21 protein-coding genes are annotated in these 20386 nt (G+C 70.5%); 12 read left to right on the top strand and 9 right to left on the bottom strand.

What is annotated here, in order from left to right; all coding sequences use genetic code 11:
* Positions 1 to 68: 68 nt before the first annotated feature.
* Together AB0I81_RS57070 and AB0I81_RS57065 are read right to left on the bottom strand one after the other, a co-directional pair.
* Positions 69 to 719, bottom strand: a complete 651-nt coding sequence (locus tag AB0I81_RS57070; RefSeq protein WP_360677551.1) for a hypothetical protein — start codon at positions 717 to 719, stop codon at positions 69 to 71.
* Positions 719 to 1378 carry a hypothetical protein gene (locus tag AB0I81_RS57065; RefSeq protein WP_360677549.1) on the bottom strand — a complete coding sequence of 220 codons (660 nt, stop codon included), beginning with the start codon at positions 1376 to 1378 and terminating at the stop codon, positions 719 to 721. Before AB0I81_RS57065 ends, AB0I81_RS57070 begins: the two co-directional genes overlap by 1 nt.
* Positions 1379 to 1547: 169 nt before the next feature.
* Here AB0I81_RS57065 and AB0I81_RS57060 point away from each other — a divergent pair, with 169 nt between their 5' ends.
* From AB0I81_RS57060 to AB0I81_RS57045, 4 genes are all read left to right on the top strand, one after another.
* Complete coding sequence (locus AB0I81_RS57060) at positions 1548 to 3515, top strand: hypothetical protein (protein ID WP_360677547.1); 1968 nt, start codon at positions 1548 to 1550, stop codon at positions 3513 to 3515.
* 167 nt (positions 3516 to 3682) lie between these two features.
* On the top strand, positions 3683 to 6538 hold the full coding sequence (locus AB0I81_RS57055) for an ATP-binding protein (protein ID WP_360677545.1): 2856 nt from the start codon (positions 3683 to 3685) through the stop codon (positions 6536 to 6538).
* Positions 6539 to 6756: 218 nt separating this feature from the next.
* Complete coding sequence (locus tag AB0I81_RS57050) at positions 6757 to 7986, top strand: MurT ligase domain-containing protein (RefSeq protein WP_360677543.1); 1230 nt, start codon at positions 6757 to 6759, stop codon at positions 7984 to 7986.
* Positions 7976 to 8695, top strand: a complete 720-nt coding sequence (locus AB0I81_RS57045) for a glutamine amidotransferase (protein ID WP_360677541.1) — start codon at positions 7976 to 7978, stop codon at positions 8693 to 8695. The genes AB0I81_RS57050 and AB0I81_RS57045 overlap by 11 nt, the downstream gene beginning before the upstream one ends.
* A 2-nt stretch (positions 8696 to 8697) precedes the next feature.
* Here AB0I81_RS57045 and AB0I81_RS57040 read toward each other — a convergent pair whose 3' ends face one another.
* Entirely contained in the window at positions 8698 to 9060 is a 363-nt protein-coding gene (locus tag AB0I81_RS57040) for a DsrE family protein (RefSeq protein WP_360677539.1), read from the bottom strand.
* Between the two features lie 56 nt (positions 9061 to 9116).
* On the opposite strand from AB0I81_RS57040, the gene AB0I81_RS57035 reads away from it, so the two are divergent.
* The 4 genes from AB0I81_RS57035 to AB0I81_RS57020 all read left to right on the top strand — a co-directional run bounded on the left by AB0I81_RS57035 (position 9117) and on the right by AB0I81_RS57020 (position 11671).
* Positions 9117 to 9605, top strand: a complete 489-nt coding sequence (locus tag AB0I81_RS57035; RefSeq protein WP_360677537.1) for an FABP family protein — start codon at positions 9117 to 9119, stop codon at positions 9603 to 9605.
* Positions 9605 to 9901 (top strand): DUF2470 domain-containing protein, encoded by a 297-nt coding sequence (locus AB0I81_RS57030; RefSeq protein WP_360677535.1) that lies wholly within the window; start codon positions 9605 to 9607, stop codon positions 9899 to 9901. The genes AB0I81_RS57035 and AB0I81_RS57030 overlap by 1 nt, the downstream gene beginning before the upstream one ends.
* 382 nt (positions 9902 to 10283) lie before the next feature.
* Positions 10284 to 10697 carry a Fur family transcriptional regulator gene (locus AB0I81_RS57025; protein WP_360677533.1) on the top strand — a complete coding sequence of 138 codons (414 nt, stop codon included), beginning with the start codon at positions 10284 to 10286 and terminating at the stop codon, positions 10695 to 10697.
* A 35-nt stretch (positions 10698 to 10732) separates the two neighbouring features.
* Positions 10733 to 11671 carry a glycine cleavage T C-terminal barrel domain-containing protein gene (locus tag AB0I81_RS57020; RefSeq protein ID WP_360677531.1) on the top strand — a complete coding sequence of 313 codons (939 nt, stop codon included), beginning with the start codon at positions 10733 to 10735 and terminating at the stop codon, positions 11669 to 11671.
* Between the two features lie 79 nt (positions 11672 to 11750).
* Here the strand turns inward: AB0I81_RS57020 and dtd are convergent, their stop codons facing one another.
* Positions 11751 to 12182, bottom strand: a complete 432-nt coding sequence (gene dtd, locus AB0I81_RS57015) for a D-aminoacyl-tRNA deacylase (protein ID WP_360677529.1) — start codon at positions 12180 to 12182, stop codon at positions 11751 to 11753.
* Positions 12183 to 12242: 60 nt separating this feature from the next.
* Between dtd and AB0I81_RS57010 the strand changes: the two genes are divergently transcribed.
* The gene (locus AB0I81_RS57010; protein ID WP_360677527.1) at positions 12243 to 13151 is read left to right on the top strand and encodes an asparaginase; all 909 of its coding nucleotides are present in this window, start codon (positions 12243 to 12245) and stop codon (positions 13149 to 13151) included.
* Between the two features lie 19 nt (positions 13152 to 13170).
* Here the strand turns inward: AB0I81_RS57010 and AB0I81_RS57005 are convergent, their stop codons facing one another.
* Positions 13171 to 14064 (bottom strand): NADP-dependent oxidoreductase, encoded by an 894-nt coding sequence (locus AB0I81_RS57005; RefSeq protein WP_360677525.1) that lies wholly within the window; start codon positions 14062 to 14064, stop codon positions 13171 to 13173.
* Between the two features lie 70 nt (positions 14065 to 14134).
* Between AB0I81_RS57005 and AB0I81_RS57000 the strand changes: the two genes are divergently transcribed.
* Complete coding sequence (locus AB0I81_RS57000) at positions 14135 to 14710, top strand: helix-turn-helix domain-containing protein (protein WP_360677523.1); 576 nt, start codon at positions 14135 to 14137, stop codon at positions 14708 to 14710.
* Here AB0I81_RS57000 and AB0I81_RS56995 read toward each other — a convergent pair whose 3' ends face one another.
* Together AB0I81_RS56995 and AB0I81_RS56990 are read right to left on the bottom strand one after the other, a co-directional pair.
* Complete coding sequence (locus AB0I81_RS56995) at positions 14711 to 16318, bottom strand: DUF2207 domain-containing protein (protein WP_360677521.1); 1608 nt, start codon at positions 16316 to 16318, stop codon at positions 14711 to 14713. It lies immediately after the preceding gene.
* Positions 16319 to 16346: 28 nt separating this feature from the next.
* Positions 16347 to 17426, bottom strand: coding sequence for an FAD-dependent monooxygenase (locus AB0I81_RS56990; protein WP_360677519.1), 1080 nt, complete (start codon positions 17424 to 17426; stop codon positions 16347 to 16349).
* A gap of 101 nt (positions 17427 to 17527) precedes the next feature.
* Between AB0I81_RS56990 and AB0I81_RS56985 the strand changes: the two genes are divergently transcribed.
* Entirely contained in the window at positions 17528 to 18433 is a 906-nt protein-coding gene (locus AB0I81_RS56985; protein WP_360677518.1) for a TetR/AcrR family transcriptional regulator C-terminal domain-containing protein, read from the top strand.
* Here AB0I81_RS56985 and AB0I81_RS56980 read toward each other — a convergent pair.
* On the bottom strand, positions 18430 to 19164 hold the full coding sequence (locus AB0I81_RS56980) for an alanyl-tRNA editing protein (protein WP_360677516.1): 735 nt from the start codon (positions 19162 to 19164) through the stop codon (positions 18430 to 18432). The two genes, AB0I81_RS56985 and AB0I81_RS56980, sit on opposite strands and share 4 nt — an antisense overlap.
* 28 nt (positions 19165 to 19192) lie before the next feature.
* Here AB0I81_RS56980 and AB0I81_RS56975 point away from each other — a divergent pair, with 28 nt between their 5' ends.
* Positions 19193 to 19828, top strand: coding sequence for an SGNH/GDSL hydrolase family protein (locus AB0I81_RS56975; protein ID WP_360677514.1), 636 nt, complete (start codon positions 19193 to 19195; stop codon positions 19826 to 19828).
* Between the two features lies 1 nt (position 19829).
* Here AB0I81_RS56975 and AB0I81_RS56970 read toward each other — a convergent pair whose 3' ends face one another.
* A complete protein-coding gene (locus tag AB0I81_RS56970) occupies positions 19830 to 20198 on the bottom strand; it encodes a DUF2516 family protein (protein WP_360677512.1) in 369 nt (122 codons plus the stop codon).
* Positions 20199 to 20386 lie beyond the last annotated feature (188 nt).

Raw genomic sequence — 20386 nt, 5'->3', positions numbered from 1 at the left:
GACAGGCCCGGCTGGTCGGAAGGCGGTGCGAACCAGTCGCGGTTCGATTCGTTCTGGCTCATGGCGCCTTACTTCTTCTTGTCCATGTCGTAGACCTCCGCGGGGGCGGAGCTGAGCTGCTTGGCGCCCGCCTCGTCGATGCCCAGGTCGATCTGCGCCTCAGGAGGCAGCGGCTCGGAGTAGAGCGCCGCGACCGGCAGCGTGAACACGGCCTGCGCCTCGGGCAACACCGAGGCCGGCACCTCGAACACGAACCTGCCCTTCGTCCACCACCCCGGCTGGATCCACGGATAGGACAGGACCTTCTCGTTGCCGGCCTTGTCGCTGGCGGCGAACTTCTTGCCGTCGGCGGTGAGCAGGAAGGGCTTGCCCAGGTGCACCGGCTTCGCCGGCACCGTGGCCGCGGCCTCGACCACCAGGAAGATCTGATCCGTCGCGATGGTCTCGTCCCCGTCCTTGAGCGTCTTCGCCGTGGACACGTTCTCCACCCGCACGGAGAAACGGTCCGCGTCGACGTTGTCGCCCTTGCCCCCCGTGTACGTGAGCGGCATGCCATGATCGTCGCCCGACAGGTCGAGCGACTGGATGCCCACCGCCCCGGCGGCCAGCACCAGCCCCACGATGACGTGGAGCATCCCGGCGCCGCGCCCGCGACGGGCCGCCTGCCTGCGCGAGCGTGCCCCGCGAGGCGCTACGGAACGCTGCTGTGTCGTGGTCATCACGCCCCCTGCGGCTGAACCGGCACGGAGATCTTGGCGACGACCTTGTCCGTGTTCTCCCCGCCGAACGCGTCCTGCTCGGTCTGGAGGAACCATTGGGTGGTGTCGTTCAGGCCCGAGGTCAGCTCCTCGTAGGCGCCGACGTCATAGGAGACCTGCTTGGGCGGCTGCGCCGTGCCCGTCAGTTCGTAACGCGCCACCACGGTCGCCGGGATCCCGGGATGGAGCTGGGAGGACTGGACGCCCTTGGAGTCGACGAACACCGAGCCGCCGAACTCCGACTTGATCTGCGGCGTCATCTTCAGCAGCGTGCCGCCGAAGCCGAAACCCCTGCTCTTGTCCGAACGCAGGCCGCCGACGTTGAGGGTCTCATCGGTCTTGTTCGTCACCGTGAAGATCACATCGAGGAAGCGCTTGTCCTTGGCGAACTCACTCTCCGCACGCTGTAATGTGATCTTGGATTCCACGAATTTGGTGTCGAACTGTCCCTGGTCCAGCACCTGGCCGGGCTTGAGCTGCGGCGGTGCCGGGTCCGGCCGCTCGTCGAGACCGCCGAGGAGAGCGGTGATGCCAACGGCCGTGAGCGCTACCAGGGCGAGCGCCGGCACCACTACCGGACGCTTCTGCCTGTCGGTGCTGCCGCCGGAGGGTTCCGTCATGGGTACGAATGGTAATAGGTCTCGCATGTCTCATCTGCCGCAATGCGCTCATCGGACCGGTCGAATTGCCGGGAACCCTGCCGCTACGGCGGTTGTAACTCATACGCTGTCACGGAGCGGAAAGGGCTGACCTCCACTCCTAATGGCACATCGGCGGCCGGAGGGTCACGTGACGGACGTGCATCCCGAGCATGCCCAGCTCCAGGCGGACCGCATCTACCTGGGCTGGCAGTACATCCTGCTGCACCCCGACCCAGGCCCCCCGCCCAAACGCCCCTCGCCCGTCGAGGAGCCGGTCCCCGGAGCGGAGCCCGGCCCCGCCGAGGCCGAGTTGTTGCGGCGCGAGCGCCTCCAGGAGGACCTGCTCAACCGCCCGGTCCGCGTCTTCCGCGTGTTCATGCTGGTCCTGACCGTGCTGATCCTCGCCGTCGCGCTGGCCGGCTACCTCGCCTGGTCCTTCGCGCTGGTCGGCCTCGTGGCCGCCGGAGGCGTGGCCGCCATCTGCAGCTACGCGCTGGTGCAGGGCGACCGTGCGGTCAGGTACCGGGTGCTGGAGCAGCGGGCCAAGGACGAGCACAAGCGCAGGGAACGTGACAGGGACCTGTTCCGCGCCCAGGAGGAGCACGCCGAGCGCTACCGCGAGTGGCAGGAGTCGAAGGAGCGGCATGACAGGCAGCTCAGCTGGTACGCCGTCGCCGTGCCCGACGAGATCGACCGCATCGACGTGGCGGGCGGCACCTTACCCGGCTGGTCCGCGCTGATCACGCTGCTCGGCGCCACGCGGCTGTACAGCGGCGGCCACCTGACCGTGCTCGACCTGTCCGAGGGCGCGATCGCCAAGGACCTCATCGAACTGGCCCGCAAGGGCGGCGACGACCCGCTGGTGTGGGTGCTGCCCGTGGACCTGCCCCGGCTCGACCTCGGGGCCACGCTCAAGCCTGAGGCGTTCGCGGACGTACTGGCGCACGTGGTGAGCGTCAGCGAGGAGCACCGCAGCACGCGCGACCTCAGCTTCGACAACGCGATCCTGGAGCGGGTGCTGGAGGTGCTCGGCGAGAACGCCACGATCAGCCAGGTCACCGCCGCGCTGCGGGCGCTGGCGCAGGTGGGAGACCCGCGCGACGACCTCAGGTTCGGGCTGATCACCGCGACCCAGCTGGAGCGCATCGGCACGCTGTTCGGGCGCGGGGTGAGCGACCGGGTGGTGATCGAGCGGGCCTGGGCGCTGGAGTCGCAGCTGCGCAAGCTGGAGACGCTGGGCACGCAGGCCGTACGGCTGCCGCCCGCGCGGCTGCGGGTGGTGAGCATGGACCGGCAGGCGGGCGTGTTCGGCAACCGGGTGCTCGGCACGTACGTGGCCACCGCCCTGACCCACATCCTGCGCCAGTCGCCCGCCTCCGACCGGCCCTGGTACCACACGATCATCGTGGCGGGGGCGGACAAGCTGCGGGCCGACGTGCTGGACCGGCTGATGGACGCCTGTGAGACCTCGCGTACCGGCCTCGTGCTGACCTACCGGTCCCTGACCCCGACCGTGCGCGAACGGCTCGGCAGGGGGCACGCGGCGGTCGCGTTCATGCGGCTCGGCAACGCCGAGGACGCGCGGGTCGCCAGCGAGCACGTCGGCACCGAGCACCGGCTGGAGCTGGCCCAGCTCACCGAGACGATCAGCGACTCGCTGCCGGGCCTGGACGGCGGCTACACCTCCACGATCGCCCAGCTCGACGACGAGCGGGAGGAGCACGGCGGCGACCACGCGGACCTGGCGGGCGACATCACCGAGTCCACCGAGTGGGGCAGGACCGCCGACAAGATCTCCGAGAAGGAGCGGGTGTTGCAGCGCTCGCGCGAGTTCCTCGTCGAGCCGCACCAGCTCCAGCAGCTCCCCACGACCTCCGTGATCGTCACGGACGCCACGGCGGACGGCAGGCGCGTGCGCCTGGCCGACGCGAACCCGGCCATCCTCACCTTCCCCAAGACCACCCTCGGCGAACTGGAGGACGTACGCGAGGCCGTCCTGGCGCTCGACCCCAACGGCAACGGCGAGGGCCAAGGCGACGGCGACGGCCACGCGGAGCCGCCACCGAACCTCGGGCCACCACCGCCACGCCTGGACTGGCGCAAGGGCAGGCAATGACATGGTCAATGTCAAGGTGACGAGCTGATGGTTGGCGGAATTTAACAAAGAACCGTCTGTGGGGGATTGAAATGCAGCCGAGTGCCACGCTGAGCGGGCCCTGGTATCGAATTCAGTCGATCGCAGCGCCTTCGCGTAGCTCGTCGGCGGAGTGGGATTTCGTCACTGTGCTTCCCGCGGTGCTGTCGGCGGCGCAGCGCGACCGTCCGTTCGTCATCGGATGGCTGTCGCGAGGCTCTGGGGCGCCGCTCGAACTCATCACCAACGCAGGACCGCTGTCGCCACCGCGCCAGCCGCGCCGGGCGACCGACGTGCCCGACGACTCGGGCGGGCCGCAACCGTTGTTGTTCCCCGGCGGGGCGCGCGGGGTGCGGCTCGGCGAGGGTTACCTGGCCGACCTGGCGGACCTGGTGTGGACGCCGTGCCCGGGGCGGCAGGCGCCGCCGCTGGGCAGCAGGGGCCGCGAGTTCGACCCTGACGAGCTGCGGCGGCCGACGCTGTTCGAGTCGACGCTCGTGACGCTGATGGCGCGGCCGTTCGCGTGGCTGGTGGTGGCCGAGCCGACCGATCTGCTCGACGCCGAGGTCGCGCATCTGCGTACGCAGCTCAACGTGTTGCGGCAGTACGGCGACGCCTCCGAGCGCTCCCGCTTCGACGCCGAGCGGGCCGAGCGCCGCATGCAGGAGCTGGACGCCTTCCGCGAGGCGGGGCTGTGGAACGTGCGCGTGCTGGCCGGCGGCGCCACGGCCGACGAGTTGCGGCAGATCGCGCCCGTGCTGGTCGGGTCCGTCGAGATGAGCCACCATCCGTACCGGCTGCGCAGCTCGCACGGCGCCGCCTACGCGCTCGGCGAGGCGCTGGCCATCACCATGCAGGACCCGGCGGACGGCGCCGCGGCCCCGTTCGCGGCGACCGCGGGGGCGCTGGCCGCGCTGGCCGGGCTGCCCAGGCGGGAGGTGCCGGGGCTGCGCGTGCTGGACTCCGGCTTCTTCGACGTGACCTCCGAGTCCGACGGGGGAGAGCTGGAGCTGGGCGACATCCTCGACGGGCAGGACAGGGGCGTCGGCTCCTTCCGGGTGCCGCTGGCCACGCTCAACCGGCACGCCTTCGTCACGGGCGCGACCGGTTCGGGCAAGTCCCAGACCGTGCGGCACCTGCTGGAGCAGCTCAGCAGGGCGCGCATCCCGTGGCTGGCCATCGAGCCGGCCAAGTCCGAGTACGCCGCCATGGCCGGCCGGGTGGACGACCCCGTCACCGTGATCAACCCGTCGGCCCCCGACGGCGTGCCGTTCAGCGTCAACCCGCTCGAACCCGAGCCCGGTTACCCCGTCCAGGCGCACATCGACATGGTCAGGGCGCTGTTCATGGCGGCCTTCGACGCCGAGGAGCCCTTCCCGCAGATCATGTCGCTGGCCCTGCAGCGCGTCTACGAGGCCACCGGCTGGGACGTGGTCACCGGCGGCGCGGTGCCCGGCTCGAACGTGCCGCCCAGCGTGCCCACCCTCGAACAACTCCAGCAGCACGCCATGGACGTGATCAAGGAGATCGGCTACGGCCGCGAGGTCCAGGCCGACGTCGAGGGCTTCATCTCGTTGCGGCTGCGCTCGCTGCGGGTGGGCTCGGCCGGGCGTTTCTTCGAGGGCGGCCATCCCGCCGACATCGGCGGCCTGCTGGAGCGCGACGTCGTGCTGGCGATCGAGGACGTGGCCAACGACGAGGACAAGGCGTTCCTCATGGGCACCCTGATCATCCGGATCGTGGAGCACCTGCGCATGCGGGCCAGGAAGGAGCGCTCGGCCGAGCTGCGCCACGTCATCGTGATCGAGGAGGCGCACCGGCTGCTGCGCGACCGCGGCCACGGCCGGGCCTCCACGCACGCCGTGGAGCTGCTGGCCGGGATGCTCGCCGAGGTCAGGGCGTACGGGGAGGGCATCGTGGTGGCCGAGCAGATCCCCACCAAGCTCGTCTCCGACGTGGTCAAGAACACCGCGCTGAAGGTCGTGCACCGGCTGCCCGCCGAGGACGACAGGAACCTCGTCGGCGCGGCCATGAACCTCAGCGACGAGCAGTCCCGCCACGTGGTCTCGCTGCAGCCGGGCTGCGCCGCCGTGTTCGCGGACGGCATGGACAGGCCGTTGCGGGTGCGCGTACCGCTCGGGGAGTCCAGGGAGAAGGCGCTGCCAGGGCCGCCGCCCCCGATCAGGGGGCGCAGGTCGGCGGCGTGCGGGGCGCAGTGCCGCAGCGGGCAGGCGTGCACGCTGATGGAGTTGCGCGAGGCCGACGTGCTCGCGGGCGCGTCCGAGTGGGCGTGGTTGCGCGTCTGGTGCGACACGGTGGTGCTGGCGTTCGTCGGCAACCGGCCGCTGCCCGGGGTGCCGCGTGCCCTGTCGGCCGCCTGGGCGGACCTGCCGGCGCGGCGCAGGGAGTGCCTGATCGCCACCCTGGTCGAACGCGCGGTGCAGCGGCGCGCCTGGGCGCTGCGCACGTGGTTCGACCCGGCCCTGCTGACGGAGAAGGCGGCCGAGACCGCCACCCGCCTGCTCGGCGGGCGCGACAGCGGCGGGGAGCGGCCAGGGGCGTCGTGGGTCATCCCGCAGGTGCGCTGGCTGCACGAGGTGGACCGGCTCTTCCCCTACGGCCGGCCGGCCCCGGACCTGCGCAGCCCCGCCCCGCCCATGGAGTACGCCCTCTTCCGCCAGCCGAACGGCAGCGCCCACGCCGAGGCGGAGCTGCTGGGCCACCGGGCCAAGGCGCTGCGTCACCATCCGCTGTCGATGGAGGTGGACCACAACCGGGCGCTGGCCTGGCGGGTGATCCTCGGCGACGACGAGCACGAGGGTGTGCAGCGGGACATCATGACGGTGGCGATCGGGGTGGAGTCGTCGGCCAGGATCAGGCACGTGGGGCAGACGATGGGGGCGGGCTGGCTGGAGAGCGTGTTGTCCTGGCCGCGCCGCTTCGTCCTGCCGTTCGAGCAGGGCGGCGCCCCGGAGATCGCCTTCGGCGAGCCGCCGGCCACCTGACGCGAAGGGCCGTTTCGAGCGGGCGGGTTCAAAGGGCCCCCCGCCTGACGCGAAGGGCCGGTTACGAGTGGTCGCCCGCGTGACGCGAAGGGCCGGTTACGAGCGGTCGCCCGCGTGAGGCGAATGGCCGGTTACGAGTGGTCGCCCGCGTGACGCGAACGGCCGGTTTTCGTGTGCATCTCCTGACTATGGGCCAACGCCGACTAGGATCCATGCACATGACCCAGCTTCCTCTGCGGGCCCAGCTCGCCAGTGCCCTGGGCCGCAGTGCCGCCACGCTGTCCAGAATGACCGGGCGTGGCGACGGCTCGGTGATCGGCGGACGGGTCGGCCTCATGCTTGAGCCCGACCTCCTGCGCCAGCTGGCTCAGGACCGCAAGCTGGCACTGGTGAGCGCGACCAACGGCAAGACCACCACGACGAGACTGATCACTTCGGCGCTGCTGGAGCTCGGCGAGGTGGCCACCAACGCCTTCGGCGCCAACATGCCCGCGGGCCACGTGTCCGCGCTCTCCCAGCACAAGAGCGCCCCCTACGGCGTGCTGGAGGTGGATGAGAAATACCTGCCAGAGGTGCTCAACACCACCGGCGCCGGCGTCGTGTGCCTGATGAACCTCAGCCGCGACCAGATGGACCGCGCCGCCGAGATCTGGCTGCTGGCCCAGAAGTGGCGCAAGGCCCTGTCCGGCAAACCCACCCATGTCATCGCCAACTGCGACGACCCGCTCGTCACCTGGGGCGCCTCCACGGCCGCCAAGGTGACCTGGGTCGCCGGCGGACAGCGGTGGAAGGAAGACTCCTGGTGCTGCCCCGAGTGCGGCGGCCCGCTCGACCGCAAGGACGCCGACTGGGCGTGCCGCGAGTGCACCTTCCACCGGCCCGAGCCGCAGTGGGCGGTCGACGACGACTCGGCGATCGACCCGCGCGGGCAGCGGTGGGTGCTCGACATCCAGCTTCCGGGACAGGCCAACCGCTCCAACGCGGTGATGGCGCTGGCGGTGGCCGACGCGTTCGGGCTGCCGGTGGAGCGGGCGCTGCCCAGGCTGCGCGAGGTCACCTCCGTCGCGGGCCGCTACACCACGGTCGAGCGGGACGGCCGGTACGCGCGGCTGCTGCTGTCGAAGAACCCGGCGGGCTGGCTGGAGGCGTTCGACGTGGCCGACCCGCAACTGCCGATCATCCTGTCGGTCAACGCGCAGGGCCCCGACGGCCGTGACACCTCGTGGTTGTGGGACGTCGACTACCGCATCCTGCGCGGGCGGCCCGTCTTCGTCACCGGCGAGCGCCGGCTCGACCTGGCGCTCCGGCTCGACGTGGCCGAGGTGCCGTTCACGTTGTGCGCGACGTTCAACGAGGCGCTGGCCATGCAGCCGCAGGGACGGCTCGACGTGATCGCCAACTACACCGCCTTCCAGCAGATCCGATCGGAGTTCGGCCGTGCCGTCTGACAGTGCCCTTCGCATCGTCTGGATCTACCCCGACCTGCTGAGCACGTACGGCGACCAGGGCAACGTGCTCGTCCTGGAGCAGCGCGCGCGAGGCCGGGGGATCGAGACGGAGACGATCCACGTACGCTCGGCCGACCCGGTCCCCGAGACCGGCGACATCTACCTGATCGGCGGCGGCGAGGACCGCCCGCAGATCCTGGCCGCCGAGCGCCTGCGCAGGGACGGCGGCCTGCACCGCGCCATCGCGCGCGGTGCGGCGATGCTGGCGGTGTGCGCCGGATACCAGATCATGGGCAGCTCGTTCGGCGGTGACGAGGGTCAGCCGGTGGACGGCATCGGCCTGCTCGACCTCTACAGCGTGCGCGGGCCCGCGCGGGCGGTGGGCGAACTGGTGGCCGAGGTGGACGCCGCGCTCGGCCTGCCCACGCTGACCGGCTTCGAGAACCACATGGGCGTCACCCACCTGGGTCCCGGCGTCAAGCCGCTGTCGAAGACGGTCGCGGGCGTGGGCAACGGCGACGGCTTCGAGGGCTGCTACGCCGGGCAGGTCGTGGGGACGTACCTGCACGGGCCCGCGCTGGCGCGCAACCCGGCGCTGGCCGACCTGCTGCTGTCCTGGCGGGTGGGGGCGCTGGCGCCGCTCGACGACTCCCGCTACGAGGCCCTGCGCCAGGAACGCCTGACCACGGTGCTGCAACAGCAGAACTGACGTCAGTAGACCAACGCTTGCACGCCCTCGGTGGTCACCTCTTCGACGAACGCCGGCGCGCCCGCGATGCGGACACCCTCGATGACGTCGTCCACGGTGATCTCCCTGCGGGCCGCGCACTGCGTGCAGAGCGTCACCCGGCCGGCCGTGAGCACGACGTCGAGCAGGTCGGTCAGCGGCGCGGCGTGCGGCAGGCCGAACTCCTTGGCCCTGCCCGGCAGCGCGAACCACGAGGACTCGCCGGTCAGCCAGAGGGAGACGGATACACCGCTCGCGAGCGCGGCGGCCGCGACCGTGAACGCCTGGTTGCAGCGTTCGGGGGCGTCGGCCCCCGCGGTCACCTTGATCACCAGTGATCGTGCCATGTCCGTCACCCTAGTCCCGCGGGCGGCCGGCATGCCTGGCACTACGCTTGGGACGCATGGAAGAACCTGAGGTCCATTCCGCTCTGGAACACATCGCGTTCCTGCTGGGACGGTGGGAAGGCGCCGGCGTGGGCGGGTATCCCACGATCGAGAGCTTCAACTTCGGCCAGGAGATCGAGTTCGGGCACAACGGCAAGCCGTTCCTGACCTACGTGAGCCGCACCTGGCTGCTCGACGACGACGGCAACCGGGTCAGGCCGCTGGCGACGGAGTCCGGCTACTGGCGGGCGCTGCCCGAGCGGCAGGTCGAGGTGCTGCTCGCGCACCCGACCGGGATCGTCGAGATCTACGTCGGCGAGGTCGTCTTCCACAAGGTCGAACTGCGCACCGACGTGGTGGCGCGCACCGTCTCGGCCAAGGAGTACACCGCGGGCCACCGCCTGTACGGCCTGGTCAACGGCAACCTGATGTGGGCCTACGAGATGGCCGCCGTCGGCCATCCGCTGCGGGACCACATGTCGGCAGAGCTGAAGAAGGTGTCCTGATGAGCACGCCGTTCACCGCCGATGCCATCGAGGCGATCAAGCGCCACATGAACGACGACCACGCCGAGGACGGGCTGATCATCGTACGGGGGCTCGGCGGCCGGCCCGAGGCCACGACCGCGCTGACGAGCGACGTGGACGCCGAGGCGATCACGTTCACGATCGACGGCGGGGAGCGGGTGCGCGTGCCCTGGGGGGAGACGCTGACCGAACGGGCCCAGGTACGCAAGGCCGTCGTGATGCTCTACCGGGAGGCGTGCGCCAAGCTCGGCCTGTCCGCCCGCGGCGAACACTGATCCTCCGGGAAATGAAGAAGGGCCCCGGGCAACACTCCGCCTGCGGTGCAGGTGGGCCGGATGGACCAAAGGCAAGGACCAGGTGTCCCGCCCTCCGGCTGCCAGGGGCCCCGGTGGTTGCCTCGTATTCGCGTGTACGTGCACGAGACAACAGCCCGCGACGTTAGCGGGCAACCACCTCGCTAGCCCGACTATGACTATCCATTATTCGGACCACCTCCTTTCCGCGTACCCATGAAGCTATGCGGTTCTCCGCAAAAGGGGCAAGTGAATATCAGGAAGGGCTCTAGCGACCTTCTCGGGCAGCGGATTTCAGCGCCTACGGTGGGTCGCGTTCAGCGGCCCTCCGCAGGCAGCGGATTTCAGCGCCTAGACTCTGGACATGACCGAGACGCAGTGGCATGAGGAACTTCGCGCCAAGGGCTACCGGGTCACCCCCCAGCGCCAGCTCGTCCTCGAAGCGGTCAAGGAACTGGAGCACGCCACCCCCGAGGAGATCTGCTCGAAGGTCCGCCAGACCGCCCGGGGTGTGAACATCTCGACCGTCTACCGCACGCTGGAACTGCTCGAAGAGCTCGGCATGGTGACGCACACCCACCTCTCGCACGGCGCGCCGACCTACCACCTGGCCACCGAGGCCGACCACGTGCACCTGGTGTGCAGGGGTTGCGGCGAGGTGTCGGAGGTGCGGCCGGAGATGGCAGAAGGTCTGGTCAGAGGGCTGGACGAGGAGCTGGGCTTCGTCGCGGACGTACACCACCTGACGGTCTTCGGCCGGTGCCGCGGCTGCCGGTGACCGGGCGCGGTCGCGGCGGGGATAGCCTGGATGGCATGCGTAGCCCTCTGCTCGACCTCCCCGGAGCCGTCCAGGCGGACGCCCCGGACTCCGACGTAGCCGCGCACTACGGCGACCTGTTCGCCGAGCAGCGCGCGCTGGCCAAGGGAGAGGCGGTCGTCGACCGCAGCAACCGCGAGGTGGTCCGCATCGCCGGGGCGGACCGGCTGAAATGGCTCAACGACCTGACCTCGCAGAAGCTCGACTCGTTGCGGCCGGGCGAGTGGACCCAGACGCTCGACCTCGACTTGCAGGGCCGCGTGTTGCACCACCTGACGCTGGTCGACGACGGCGAGAGCGTGCTGGCCCACGTCGAGCCGGGCACCGCGCAGAGCCTGATCGACTATCTCGACCGCATGCGGTTCATGATGCGCGTGGAGGTGACGCGGGCCGACGACCTGGCCGTGTTGTCCACGTCCTCGGAAGACCTGCTGGTGCCGCGGGCCGAGCTGGGCGGGCACCTGGACCGGCCGGTGGCGGGGCTGTGGGCGTACGAGGCGCTGCGGATCGAGGCGCACCGGCCGCGGCTCGGCTTCGAGACCGACCACAAGACGATCCCGCACGAACTGGGCTGGATCGGCACGGCCGTGCACCTCAGCAAGGGCTGCTACCGGGGGCAGGAGACGGTCGCCCGGGTGCACAACCTGGGGCATCCGCCGCGCCGCCTGGTGTTCCTGCACCTCGACGGCAGCGTTGACACGCTGCCCCCGCACGGCGCTCCGGTGATCTTCGAGAGCCAGGAGGTCGGCGTGGTCGGCTCGGCCGCCCGGCACCACGAGCTGGGGCCGATCGCGCTGGCGGTGGTCAAGCGCACGGTGCCGGTGGACGCGCCGCTCCTGGCCGGCGGGGTGGCCGCCGCCCAGGAGGTCATCGTGCCGCCGGACGCGGGCCGCAACGTCACGATCGACCCGGCGATGCGCCGCCGCATCCGCTGACCGGACCCAAGGACCGATCTCGGATGCGGGACCCTAGGGGCCGATCTCGGGTGCGCCGCCGTATCCGCTGACCGGAACCCTAAGGGCCGACCTCCAGGACGAGCGTGATCGGGCCGTCGTTGAGCAGCGACACCTTCATGTCGGCCCCGAAGACGCCCGTCTCCACGTGCGCGCCCAGCGCCCTCAGCTCCGCCACCACGGCCTCCACCAGCGGCTCGGCGACCGGGCCAGGGGCCGCCGCCTGCCAGGTGGGCCGGCGGCCCTTGCGCGCGTCGCCGTACAGGGTGAACTGGCTGATCACCAGCAGCGGCGCGGACACGTCCGAGCAGGACTTCTCGCCGTGCAGGATGCGCAGGCCCCACAGCTTGGCGGCGAGTTTGGCGGCCTCGGCCCGCGTGTCCGTGTGCGTGACGCCCACCAGGACGAGCAGGCCGGGCTCGCTGATCGCCCCGGCCGTGCGTCCTTCGACCTCGACGGAGGCGGAACTGACTCGTTGTACGACTGCTCGCATGGGACCCCATTCTGGACCAGGACAAACCCTCCATACACTCATGGCGAAAGGGGATGTGAGATGTCGGTGATTGTGGAAGTCGTCCGGTCCGGGTTCGTGGAGTCCACGCATCAGGCCCGCATGTTGACCGTGGACGCGCAGGGGCGCCCGGTCGAGACCAGAGGCGCGGTGCACGTGCCGGCCTCGCCACGGTCGTCGATGAAGCCGCTGCAGGCCCTCGGCATGCTCAGGGCCGGGCTGCGCCTGGAGGGTGAGCTGCTCGCGCTGGCCTGCGCCTCGCACTCAGGCGAGCCCTTCCACGTGGACGGGGTCAGGAAGATCCTGGCGGGCGCGGGGCTGGAGGAGTCGGCGCTGCGGTGCCCCGAGGACTATCCGTTCGACCGTGCGGTGACCGAGCGGGGGCGGGTCTACATGAACTGCTCGGGCAAGCACGCCGCCATGCTGGCCACCTGCGTGGCCAACGACTGGCCGGTGGAGACGTACCTGGAGCCCATGCATCCGCTGCAGCGCGCGATCCGCGAGACGGTGGAGGAGCTGACCGGGGAGCGGGTGGCCGCCTCCGGGGTGGACGGGTGCGGGGCGCCGCTGTTCTTCGTCTCGATGCTCGGGGTGACCAAGGCGTTCAGGGCGTTCCCGATGTCGTCGGAGGACTCCTTCGAGCGCAGGATCTTCGACGCCATGCGCGCCTACCCGGAGATGACCTCGGGCACCGACCGGCCCGAGGCCAAGCTCATGCGGGCGCTGCCCGGGCTGATGGTGAAGGCCGGGGCGGAGGCGTTCGACGCGTTCGTGTTCGAGGACGGGCGCGCCGGCACCATCAAGATCGAGGACGGTTTCCAGCGCGCCCGCGTGCCCGTCACCGTGGCGGCGCTGCGCTCGCTGGGCCTGGACGCGCCCGAGCTGGCCGAACTCGGCGCGCCCCCGGTGCTGGGCGGCGGCCGGCCCGTCGGCGAGCTCAGAATCCGCTGACGGCCTCCGGCCGCGAGGATCAGACGACCATGACCCGGCGCCCGCGGGTGTGACCGGCTTGGCTGTCGGCGTGCGCGGCGGCGGCCTCGCCGAGCGTGTACGACTTCTCGACCGGGATGTGCAGCCTTCCCCGCGAGATGAGGTCGATCGCCTCGGCGAGCGCGTCCGGCACGCTCCCGGCCACGCCGGAGAATCGCACACCGAACTCCGGCGCGCTGAGATCGGCGATGGAGATCACCTTGCGCGGATCCCCGGTCAGCTCGACGAGCTCGCGGATCACGCCAGAGCCGGCCAGATCGAGGGCCGCGTCGACCCGGCCGAGCCGACGTACCCGTTCGACCCAGCCCTCGCCGTACGTCGTGGCGACGGCGCCCAGGCCACGCAGGTAGTCCTGGTTCGCGGCCCCGGCCGTACCGATCACCGTGATGCCGCGGTCGCGGGCGATCTGCAACACCGCCGATCCGACTCCCCCTGACGCGCCGCTGACCAGCAGCCGCTGTCCGGGCCGCACGCCGACCTCGCCGATGATGCGCAGGGCGGTCTCCACCACGGAGGGGTACCCGGCCGCCTCCTCGAACGACAGGCCCTCCGGCATCCGGGCCCAGGCCGACAACACGGCGAACTCGGCGTAGGTGCACGAACCTTCGCCGAACACGTGGTCGCCGGCCTTGACCCCTTCGACGTCCGCACCGACCTCGTCCACCACCCCGGCGGCGTCCAGCCCGACTCCGGCCGGCAACTCGGTCGGATGGGCCTTCAGCACCTGGCCTTCACGGACCCTCCAGTCGGCGGGGTTCACGCCCGCCGCCCGCACGGCGATGCGTATCTCACCGGGGCCGGCGTGCGGCTCCTCGGCATCGATGACCTGCAGAACTTCGGGACCGCCGAACTCGGCGAAGCTAACTTTCCTCATGCGGCCGACCGTAGCACTAACGGTTAGTGTTTTGAAACAGCTCCGTTTTTGTATCTGATAGCATCAAGGCATGACCGAGCCGCCAGGCCGCCGTGAGCGCAAGAAGGCCGCGACCCGCCAGAAGATCGCCGAAACCGCCCTGCGGCTCTTCCTGGAGCGCGGCTACGACGCGGTGGGCATCAGGGACGTGGCGGCGGAGGCCGACGTGGCCGTCACCACGCTGTTCTCGCACTTCGCCGCGAAAGAGGCCCTGGTGTTCGAGCAGGACCACGACTTCGAGCAACGCCTCACGGGGGCGGTCACCGGCCGCGCGCCGGACGAGCCGCTCATGCCCGCGCTGCGCCGCGAGATGCAGGTCATGGTGCGCCATTGCGCGGCCGACAGCGCCGCCCCGATCTGGCGCCTGATCGATGGATCGCCCGCCCTGCGGGCTTATGAGGAGTCGATGAGGCTGCGCCACGCGGAGTCGCTGGCGGCGGCCATCGCCGCCGATCCCGGCCTGTCACAGAGCATGACAGCCTGCCGGACGATCGCCAGGTTCGTGGTCGACGCCCATGCGCTGGCCCGCGAGGCGGACGATCCGGACGCCGCGGTGGCGGAGATCTTCGCGATGATCGAGGCGGCCTGGGAGATCACCGGCCGCTGACTACAGGGAACGGAACTGGCGGCTGGCGGAGATGGCGCCCGAGGTCGTCGTGGTGAACGTGCGCATCGAGCCGGCGAACTTGGACAGGTCCCACTCCGCGGGCCCGTGGTACCAGTACAGGTTGTCGGTCCTGCCGCCGTTGCCGGTGACCGAGGCCACCACCCGCGACCAGTGCTCCACCCCGTCGAAGATCACGGCGTAGGGCAGGTAGCGGGAGAACAGCTCCACCCGCTGCTGCTCGGGCACCTCACCCAGTTCGCCGGAGAACAGGTACTGACGGAAGCCCATCGTGTGCGCCAGCGCCGCCGAGCCCTTGGCGGTCTTGGCCGGCATGTACTGGCCGCCGACGCTCAGCGCGCCGCCCGCGATGACCAGCGCCAGGCCGAGCAGCCCGTACGTGGTGAACCAGGCCAGCCCCACCGTGGCCAGCAGCCCGACGCCGATGAGGATGACGCCGATCGTGGTCCACCTGGTGCGCTCGGTGTCCGGGCGGCGGGCGAACCAGCCCTGCCTGACCACGTCGGCGTAGAGCGCGTCGCGCACCTTGCCCAGATGGGCCGCGAACGAGCCGGACAACTGCGACAGCAGCACCGCGTCCCGGCCGTCGAAGATGGCCTCGTAGAGCGCCCGCTCGTACGGCAGGAGCGTGTTGACCGGCGCGTTCATCAGCTTGACCAGCATCCAGTCGGGCGCGTCGTAGGTCTGGCGGGGCTGCTCGTCGATGCGCAGGAAGCCGCGCACCGCGAGGTCCACGATGGTGGCGGTCACATCCACCACGTCGGCCTGCTCGTCCACGAGCGTGCCGATCTGGCCGGGCCGCACGCCGTCGGGCGGCGAGAAGTGGCCGTTCTGCACCGGGTCCACGGCGCCGCTCTCGTGCCCGGCGATCCTGGCGTCGCGCCCGCGCGTCCAGTAGAGCAGGCCCAGGCCGCCGAGCAGCAGCAACAGCAGCGCGGCCAGCGCGCCGCCGGTGACGCCGTCCAGGGTGAACGCGGCCGCCAGCGAGAAACGCTTCTCCAGGATGGGCTTGCCGTTGCTGGTGCCCTTCGGGTATCCGACGACGACGGTGAGCGCCTGGCCGGCGGCGATGTTCTCCTGCTCGAAGTCGGCCTGGCTGGCCGAGTGGTCCATGGAGGCGGAGGTGCAGCCGATGGCCGAGCTGAGCTCCCCGGCGAAGCAGGACAGGTTCTGCACCTGGCCGGGGCCTGCGACCTTGACCGTGGCCTTGGCGACCGGCTGGTTCCAGCCGTTCACCGCGAACCAGCGCAGCTCCTCCGCGCCGCCCGTGGTCGTCACCGCGCCCTTGACGTCGTACTCGACGGTCTGTCCCGTGACCGTGAGCACGTCGCCCGCGAGGGTGCCGCCCTTGACGTTCGAGATCTGGTAGAGGCGGTCGTTGCCGTCGTCGTACCGGGTTCTGGTGACGAACGTGCGCTTGAGCGCTCCCGACGCCCCGCTGATCTTCTCGACCACGTGCAGGGTGCCGTCCTTGCCGAGGGTCATCGTCACCTCGTCCGTGATTCCTGCCTGCGCTGCCAGGGCGGCGGGGGCGGCGGTCAACGTGACTGCGGTGGCTGCCAGGGCGGCCATCGTGGATCTGATACCCATGGCCGGAAATCGTAGCGGTTCGTGGTGGTCAGTCCAGTGTGATGTTGTTCGCCGCACGCTGCACGTTCTCGGGATCGGCGCCCCGGCCGGGGTTTTCGAAGGCGAGCGCCTGGTTGGCGGCGACGAACGGGCGCATGCGCCGCTCGTACCGCTCGAAGGCGTCAACGCCGCCCGCGCCGAGCTCCTCGGCCAGCACGTACGCCCCCACCATGGCCAGACTCGTGCCCTGCCCCGACAGTGGCGAGGCGCAGTAGCCCGCGTCGCCCACCAGCGCGACCCGCCCCTTCGACCAGCGCTCCATCTTCACCTGCGCCATCGAGTCGAAGTAGAAGTCGTTGGAGCTCCACATCGCCTCCAGCAGCCTGGGCCCCTCCCAGACCCCGGCGCAGTGCTCCTGGACGAGCCGCTTCTGCTGGTTGAGGTCGCGGTGGTCGTAGTCGATCGCATCTGACCTGAAGCCCAGGTTGACCCGCATCACGCTGGCGTCGCGGTCGCTGAAGACCGCGCCGCCCGCGTCGCCCTCGTTGAACCAGGTCTGCCAGTGGTCCAGGCCCGCGAAGTTCTCGGCGGTGAAGATGGACACGTACGTGCCGAGGTGGTGCAGGAACTCGGACTCCGGCCCGAAGGCCAGCCTGCGCACGTTGGAGTGCAGGCCGTCGGCGCCGATGACGTAGTCGTAGCGGCCCGTGCGCCCGCTCTCGAACGTGACCTGCCCGTCCTCGGTGAGCGTGGCGATCGAGTCGTCGTAGACGTACTCGGCCTCGCCCGCCGCGATGAGGACGGCGTTGAGGTCGTCCCGCATGATCTCGACGTCGGGGCTGTCGTGCCGGCCGCCGCTGAGCGTGGCCTCCTCGTCGCGCATCAGCTCGTTGCCCGCCGTGTCCACCATGGACATGCCGCGCATGGTCGTGCGCAGCTCCCTGACCTGCTCCAGCACGCCCATCCTGGCGGCCACGGTCAGCGCCGCGCCCCTGATGTCGATGGCCTGGCCGCCCTTGCGCGGCGCGGGCGCCCGCTCGACCACCGTGACCTCGAACCCGTGCCGCCCCAGCCAGTACGCCAGCACCGGACCGCCGACGCTCGCCCCGGAAACCAGAACCTTCCGCATGACCATCTCCCTGCTTGTTGACGTTGTACGTGAATGTACGAGGTACATACAGCAGGTCGCAAGGGTAGAATGGAAGGATCTGTACTAGTACAGGAGGTCAGATGACGCCCGCACAGCAGCCCCCGCCGCACGCCCGCATCGCCGCCGACATCCAGCGGCGCATCGCCGACGGCAAGCTCCGCCCCGGCGAGCGCGTGCCCTCCACCAGGCAACTCGCCAGAGACTGGAACGTCGCCCTGGCCACCGCAGCCAAGGCGCTGACCCTGCTCGCGCGGGAGGGCGTCGTGGTCGCCGAGCCGCGCGTCGGGACCGTGGTCGCCCAGGGACAGCGGGCGGCGAAGGCCAGGTCCGCCACCTCCGACGTCGCACGCGAACGCGTCGTACGGGCGGCCATCGAGATCGCCGACGCGGAAGGGTTGTCAGAGCTGACCATGCGGGCGGTCGCGGAGCGGCTCGGCGTGGCCACCATGTCCCTCTACCGCCATGTGGAGAGCAAGGACAACCTGCTCGTCCTCATGGTCGACGCCGCCTACGCGGAGTTCCCGCTGCCCGCCGAGCAGCCCGCGGGCTGGCGGCCCAGGCTGGAGATGTCGGCGCGCCTGCAGTGGGCCGCCTACCGCGCCCACCCCTGGATGGCCGGCGCCGTCCCCCTGACCAGGCCGGTGGCCTCGGCCGCGCTGCTCGCGCACTCGGAGTCGGTCATCGACGCGCTCCAGCGGACCGGCCTGGACCCCACTACCAGGATGTACGTACAGATCCTCACCTACAGCTACGTACAGGGCATCGCCGCCCACATCGAGCTGGAGCAGCGCGCCAGGACGGCCACCGGGCTCACCCACGAGGAGTGGATGAGCGGGCAGGAGGAGTTCCTGCGTGCCGTCGCGACCTCCAGCCCGGCCTTCCTGCGGCACCTCGACGAGCTGGGCGATTTCGACATGGACCTCGACCGGCTCTTCGAGTTCGGCCTTGGCCCGCTGCTCGACGGCCTGGCCAAGGTGATCGACTAGCTGGAGATCTGGATGCGCAGACGGCGGAAACCGCGCCCCTTGCTCTCGATCTTGGCGACCTTGATGTGGCCGATCTGCTTGGTGGAGGCCACGTGGGTGCCGCCGTCCGCCTGGGTGTCCAGGCCGAGGATGTCGACGATGCGCACGTCCTGCACGGCCTCCGGCACCAGGTTCGTGGCCGTGCGGATGATGTCCGGGATCTCGAACGCCTCCGCGCGCGGCAACACCCGCACGTCGATGCGCCGGTCGGCGATGATCTCGGCGTTGCAGGCGTCCTCCACCGCCTCCTTGAACCCCGCGGGCACCTCGGGCAGGTTGAAGTCCATGCGCGCGCTGAGCTCGTCCATGTTGCCGCCGGTGACCAGGCAGCCGTAGTCCCTGAACACCACGCCGCACAACACGTGCAGGCCCGAGTGCGTACGCATGAGGGCCGAGCGCCGCTCGTCGGCCACCGCGCCCCTGACCACGGTGCCCACCGGCGGAATCGGGTCGCCTTCCACCGGGATCAGGTAGAGGTCGTCGCCCTTGCGCACCCCCGCGATGCGGGTTTCCACGCCTTGCCAGATCAGAACTCCGTGATCCGCCGGCTGACCGCCTCCGCCCGGATAGAATGCCGACCTGCTCAGCACGATCCCCTCGGGCGTGGCATCCAGGACGACGGCTTCGAAGTCGCGTAGGGTCTGGTCGGACAATTCCAGCCGTTGCGTACGCCCATGGAGATCGGTGCTCATATCGGCAGCCTATTGCCCTGAGGTGGTCATGCGTGGCCTGACGCATCGGATCGTGCTGGTCGTCGCGGTGCTGGTGGTTCCGGCGTGCACGGCGCCGGTGAAGCCCGTGCCCGGCAAGCCGGTGGCGCCGGTGATGATGTTCGTGGGGGACAGCTTCACCGTCGGGTCGGGGCCGGTGCCGCGCTGGGAGTCCTATGCCTCGCAGACCGCCCGGCTGCTGGGCTGGCAGCCGATCATCGCGGGCGCGGGCGGCACCGGCTACTGCAACGAGGGGCGGGCGGGCCGGACGTTCCAGCGCTCCTTCGAGGTGGAGCTGGCCTGGCGGCCGGCCCCCGACGTGCTGGTCATCTCGGGCGGGCACAACGATCGGCGGTGGAGCCCCGTACAGGTGCGTCAGGCTGCCGAGGGCCTGCTGGCGAAGGTGCGCGCGCACTGGCCGGGGACCAGGACCGTCATGATCGGCCCCATCTGGCTGGGTGAGGCGCCCAGCAGGGCGTACGGGGTGCGCGACGCCCTGGCGGAGGCCGCGAAGGCGGGGAAGGTGCCGTTCTTCGACCCGATGCGCGAGCGCTGGCCACAGGGGGCGATCCTGCCCGACGGCGTGCATCCCACGCTCGCCGGGCACGAGAGCATCGCCGGCTGGCTGGCGGCCAGGCTGGCGTGATCTACCAGGGGCCGTAGGGGCCGCTGCTGCCCCTGCCGCCGCCCATGCCCTTGACGGCGGGCTTGACGTCCACGATGTAGATGGTGGCCGCGATCACCGCCGCGATCGAGAACAGTCCGAGGCCGATCCCGATGAACTGGGCGCCGCCGACCAGCATGAAGGTCTGGAAATAGGTCAGGGCTCCCGCGGCCGAGAACAGCGTGGCCAGGCCGAGGATGAGCAGCCACAGGTTCTTCTTCAGCTTGCCCGCCGAGATGAACGCGTTGGCGTGCACCCGCAGGGCGTGCACGAGCGCGTAGATCGACATGCCCAGGATGGCCACGGCGACCACCAGGAACAAGAAGTTGAAAACCAGGTAGATCATGTCCATGTAGTCGTCTCCGCCCAACGCCGCGATGAATCGGCTTCAGCCTAATAGGCGCCCCCGACACGCGGGCACCCCTCAACGGAAAGGCCCGCCTCCCCGCTTGTCTTCTAGTGGTCGTCGCAACACCCCAGTTGAGGGGATGCGATGGACTTCGAGATCCGGGAGGGTCGGGAACGCAGTCAAGGCCGCAG

Source organism: Nonomuraea sp. NPDC050404 (genome assembly GCF_040655495.1).
Taxonomy (GTDB): domain Bacteria; phylum Actinomycetota; class Actinomycetes; order Streptosporangiales; family Streptosporangiaceae; genus Nonomuraea.
The sequence above is the reverse complement of the archived record's forward strand: the minus strand, read 5'-3'. Positions and strand labels throughout refer to the sequence as shown.

Coding starts and splice junctions, on each gene's coding strand:
- AB0I81_RS56980 (WP_360677516.1), bottom strand. CDS start 19,164: ATGAGCACCGATCTCCATGGGCGTACGCAACGGCTGGAATTGTCCGAC.
- AB0I81_RS57065 (WP_360677549.1), bottom strand. CDS start 1,378: ATGACGGAACCCTCCGGCGGCAGCACCGACAGGCAGAAGCGTCCGGTA.
- AB0I81_RS56970 (WP_360677512.1), bottom strand. CDS start 20,198: ATGGACATGATCTACCTGGTTTTCAACTTCTTGTTCCTGGTGGTCGCC.
- AB0I81_RS57035 (WP_360677537.1), top strand. CDS start 9,117: ATGGAAGAACCTGAGGTCCATTCCGCTCTGGAACACATCGCGTTCCTG.
- AB0I81_RS57030 (WP_360677535.1), top strand. CDS start 9,605: ATGAGCACGCCGTTCACCGCCGATGCCATCGAGGCGATCAAGCGCCAC.
- AB0I81_RS57010 (WP_360677527.1), top strand. CDS start 12,243: ATGTCGGTGATTGTGGAAGTCGTCCGGTCCGGGTTCGTGGAGTCCACG.
- AB0I81_RS57050 (WP_360677543.1), top strand. CDS start 6,757: ATGACCCAGCTTCCTCTGCGGGCCCAGCTCGCCAGTGCCCTGGGCCGC.
- AB0I81_RS57000 (WP_360677523.1), top strand. CDS start 14,135: ATGACCGAGCCGCCAGGCCGCCGTGAGCGCAAGAAGGCCGCGACCCGC.
- AB0I81_RS56995 (WP_360677521.1), bottom strand. CDS start 16,318: ATGGGTATCAGATCCACGATGGCCGCCCTGGCAGCCACCGCAGTCACG.
- AB0I81_RS56975 (WP_360677514.1), top strand. CDS start 19,193: ATGCGTGGCCTGACGCATCGGATCGTGCTGGTCGTCGCGGTGCTGGTG.
- AB0I81_RS57070 (WP_360677551.1), bottom strand. CDS start 719: ATGACCACGACACAGCAGCGTTCCGTAGCGCCTCGCGGGGCACGCTCG.
- AB0I81_RS56990 (WP_360677519.1), bottom strand. CDS start 17,426: ATGCGGAAGGTTCTGGTTTCCGGGGCGAGCGTCGGCGGTCCGGTGCTG.
- AB0I81_RS57020 (WP_360677531.1), top strand. CDS start 10,733: ATGCGTAGCCCTCTGCTCGACCTCCCCGGAGCCGTCCAGGCGGACGCC.
- AB0I81_RS57040 (WP_360677539.1), bottom strand. CDS start 9,060: ATGGCACGATCACTGGTGATCAAGGTGACCGCGGGGGCCGACGCCCCC.
- AB0I81_RS56985 (WP_360677518.1), top strand. CDS start 17,528: ATGACGCCCGCACAGCAGCCCCCGCCGCACGCCCGCATCGCCGCCGAC.
- AB0I81_RS57005 (WP_360677525.1), bottom strand. CDS start 14,064: ATGAGGAAAGTTAGCTTCGCCGAGTTCGGCGGTCCCGAAGTTCTGCAG.
- AB0I81_RS57025 (WP_360677533.1), top strand. CDS start 10,284: ATGACCGAGACGCAGTGGCATGAGGAACTTCGCGCCAAGGGCTACCGG.
- dtd (WP_360677529.1), bottom strand. CDS start 12,182: ATGCGAGCAGTCGTACAACGAGTCAGTTCCGCCTCCGTCGAGGTCGAA.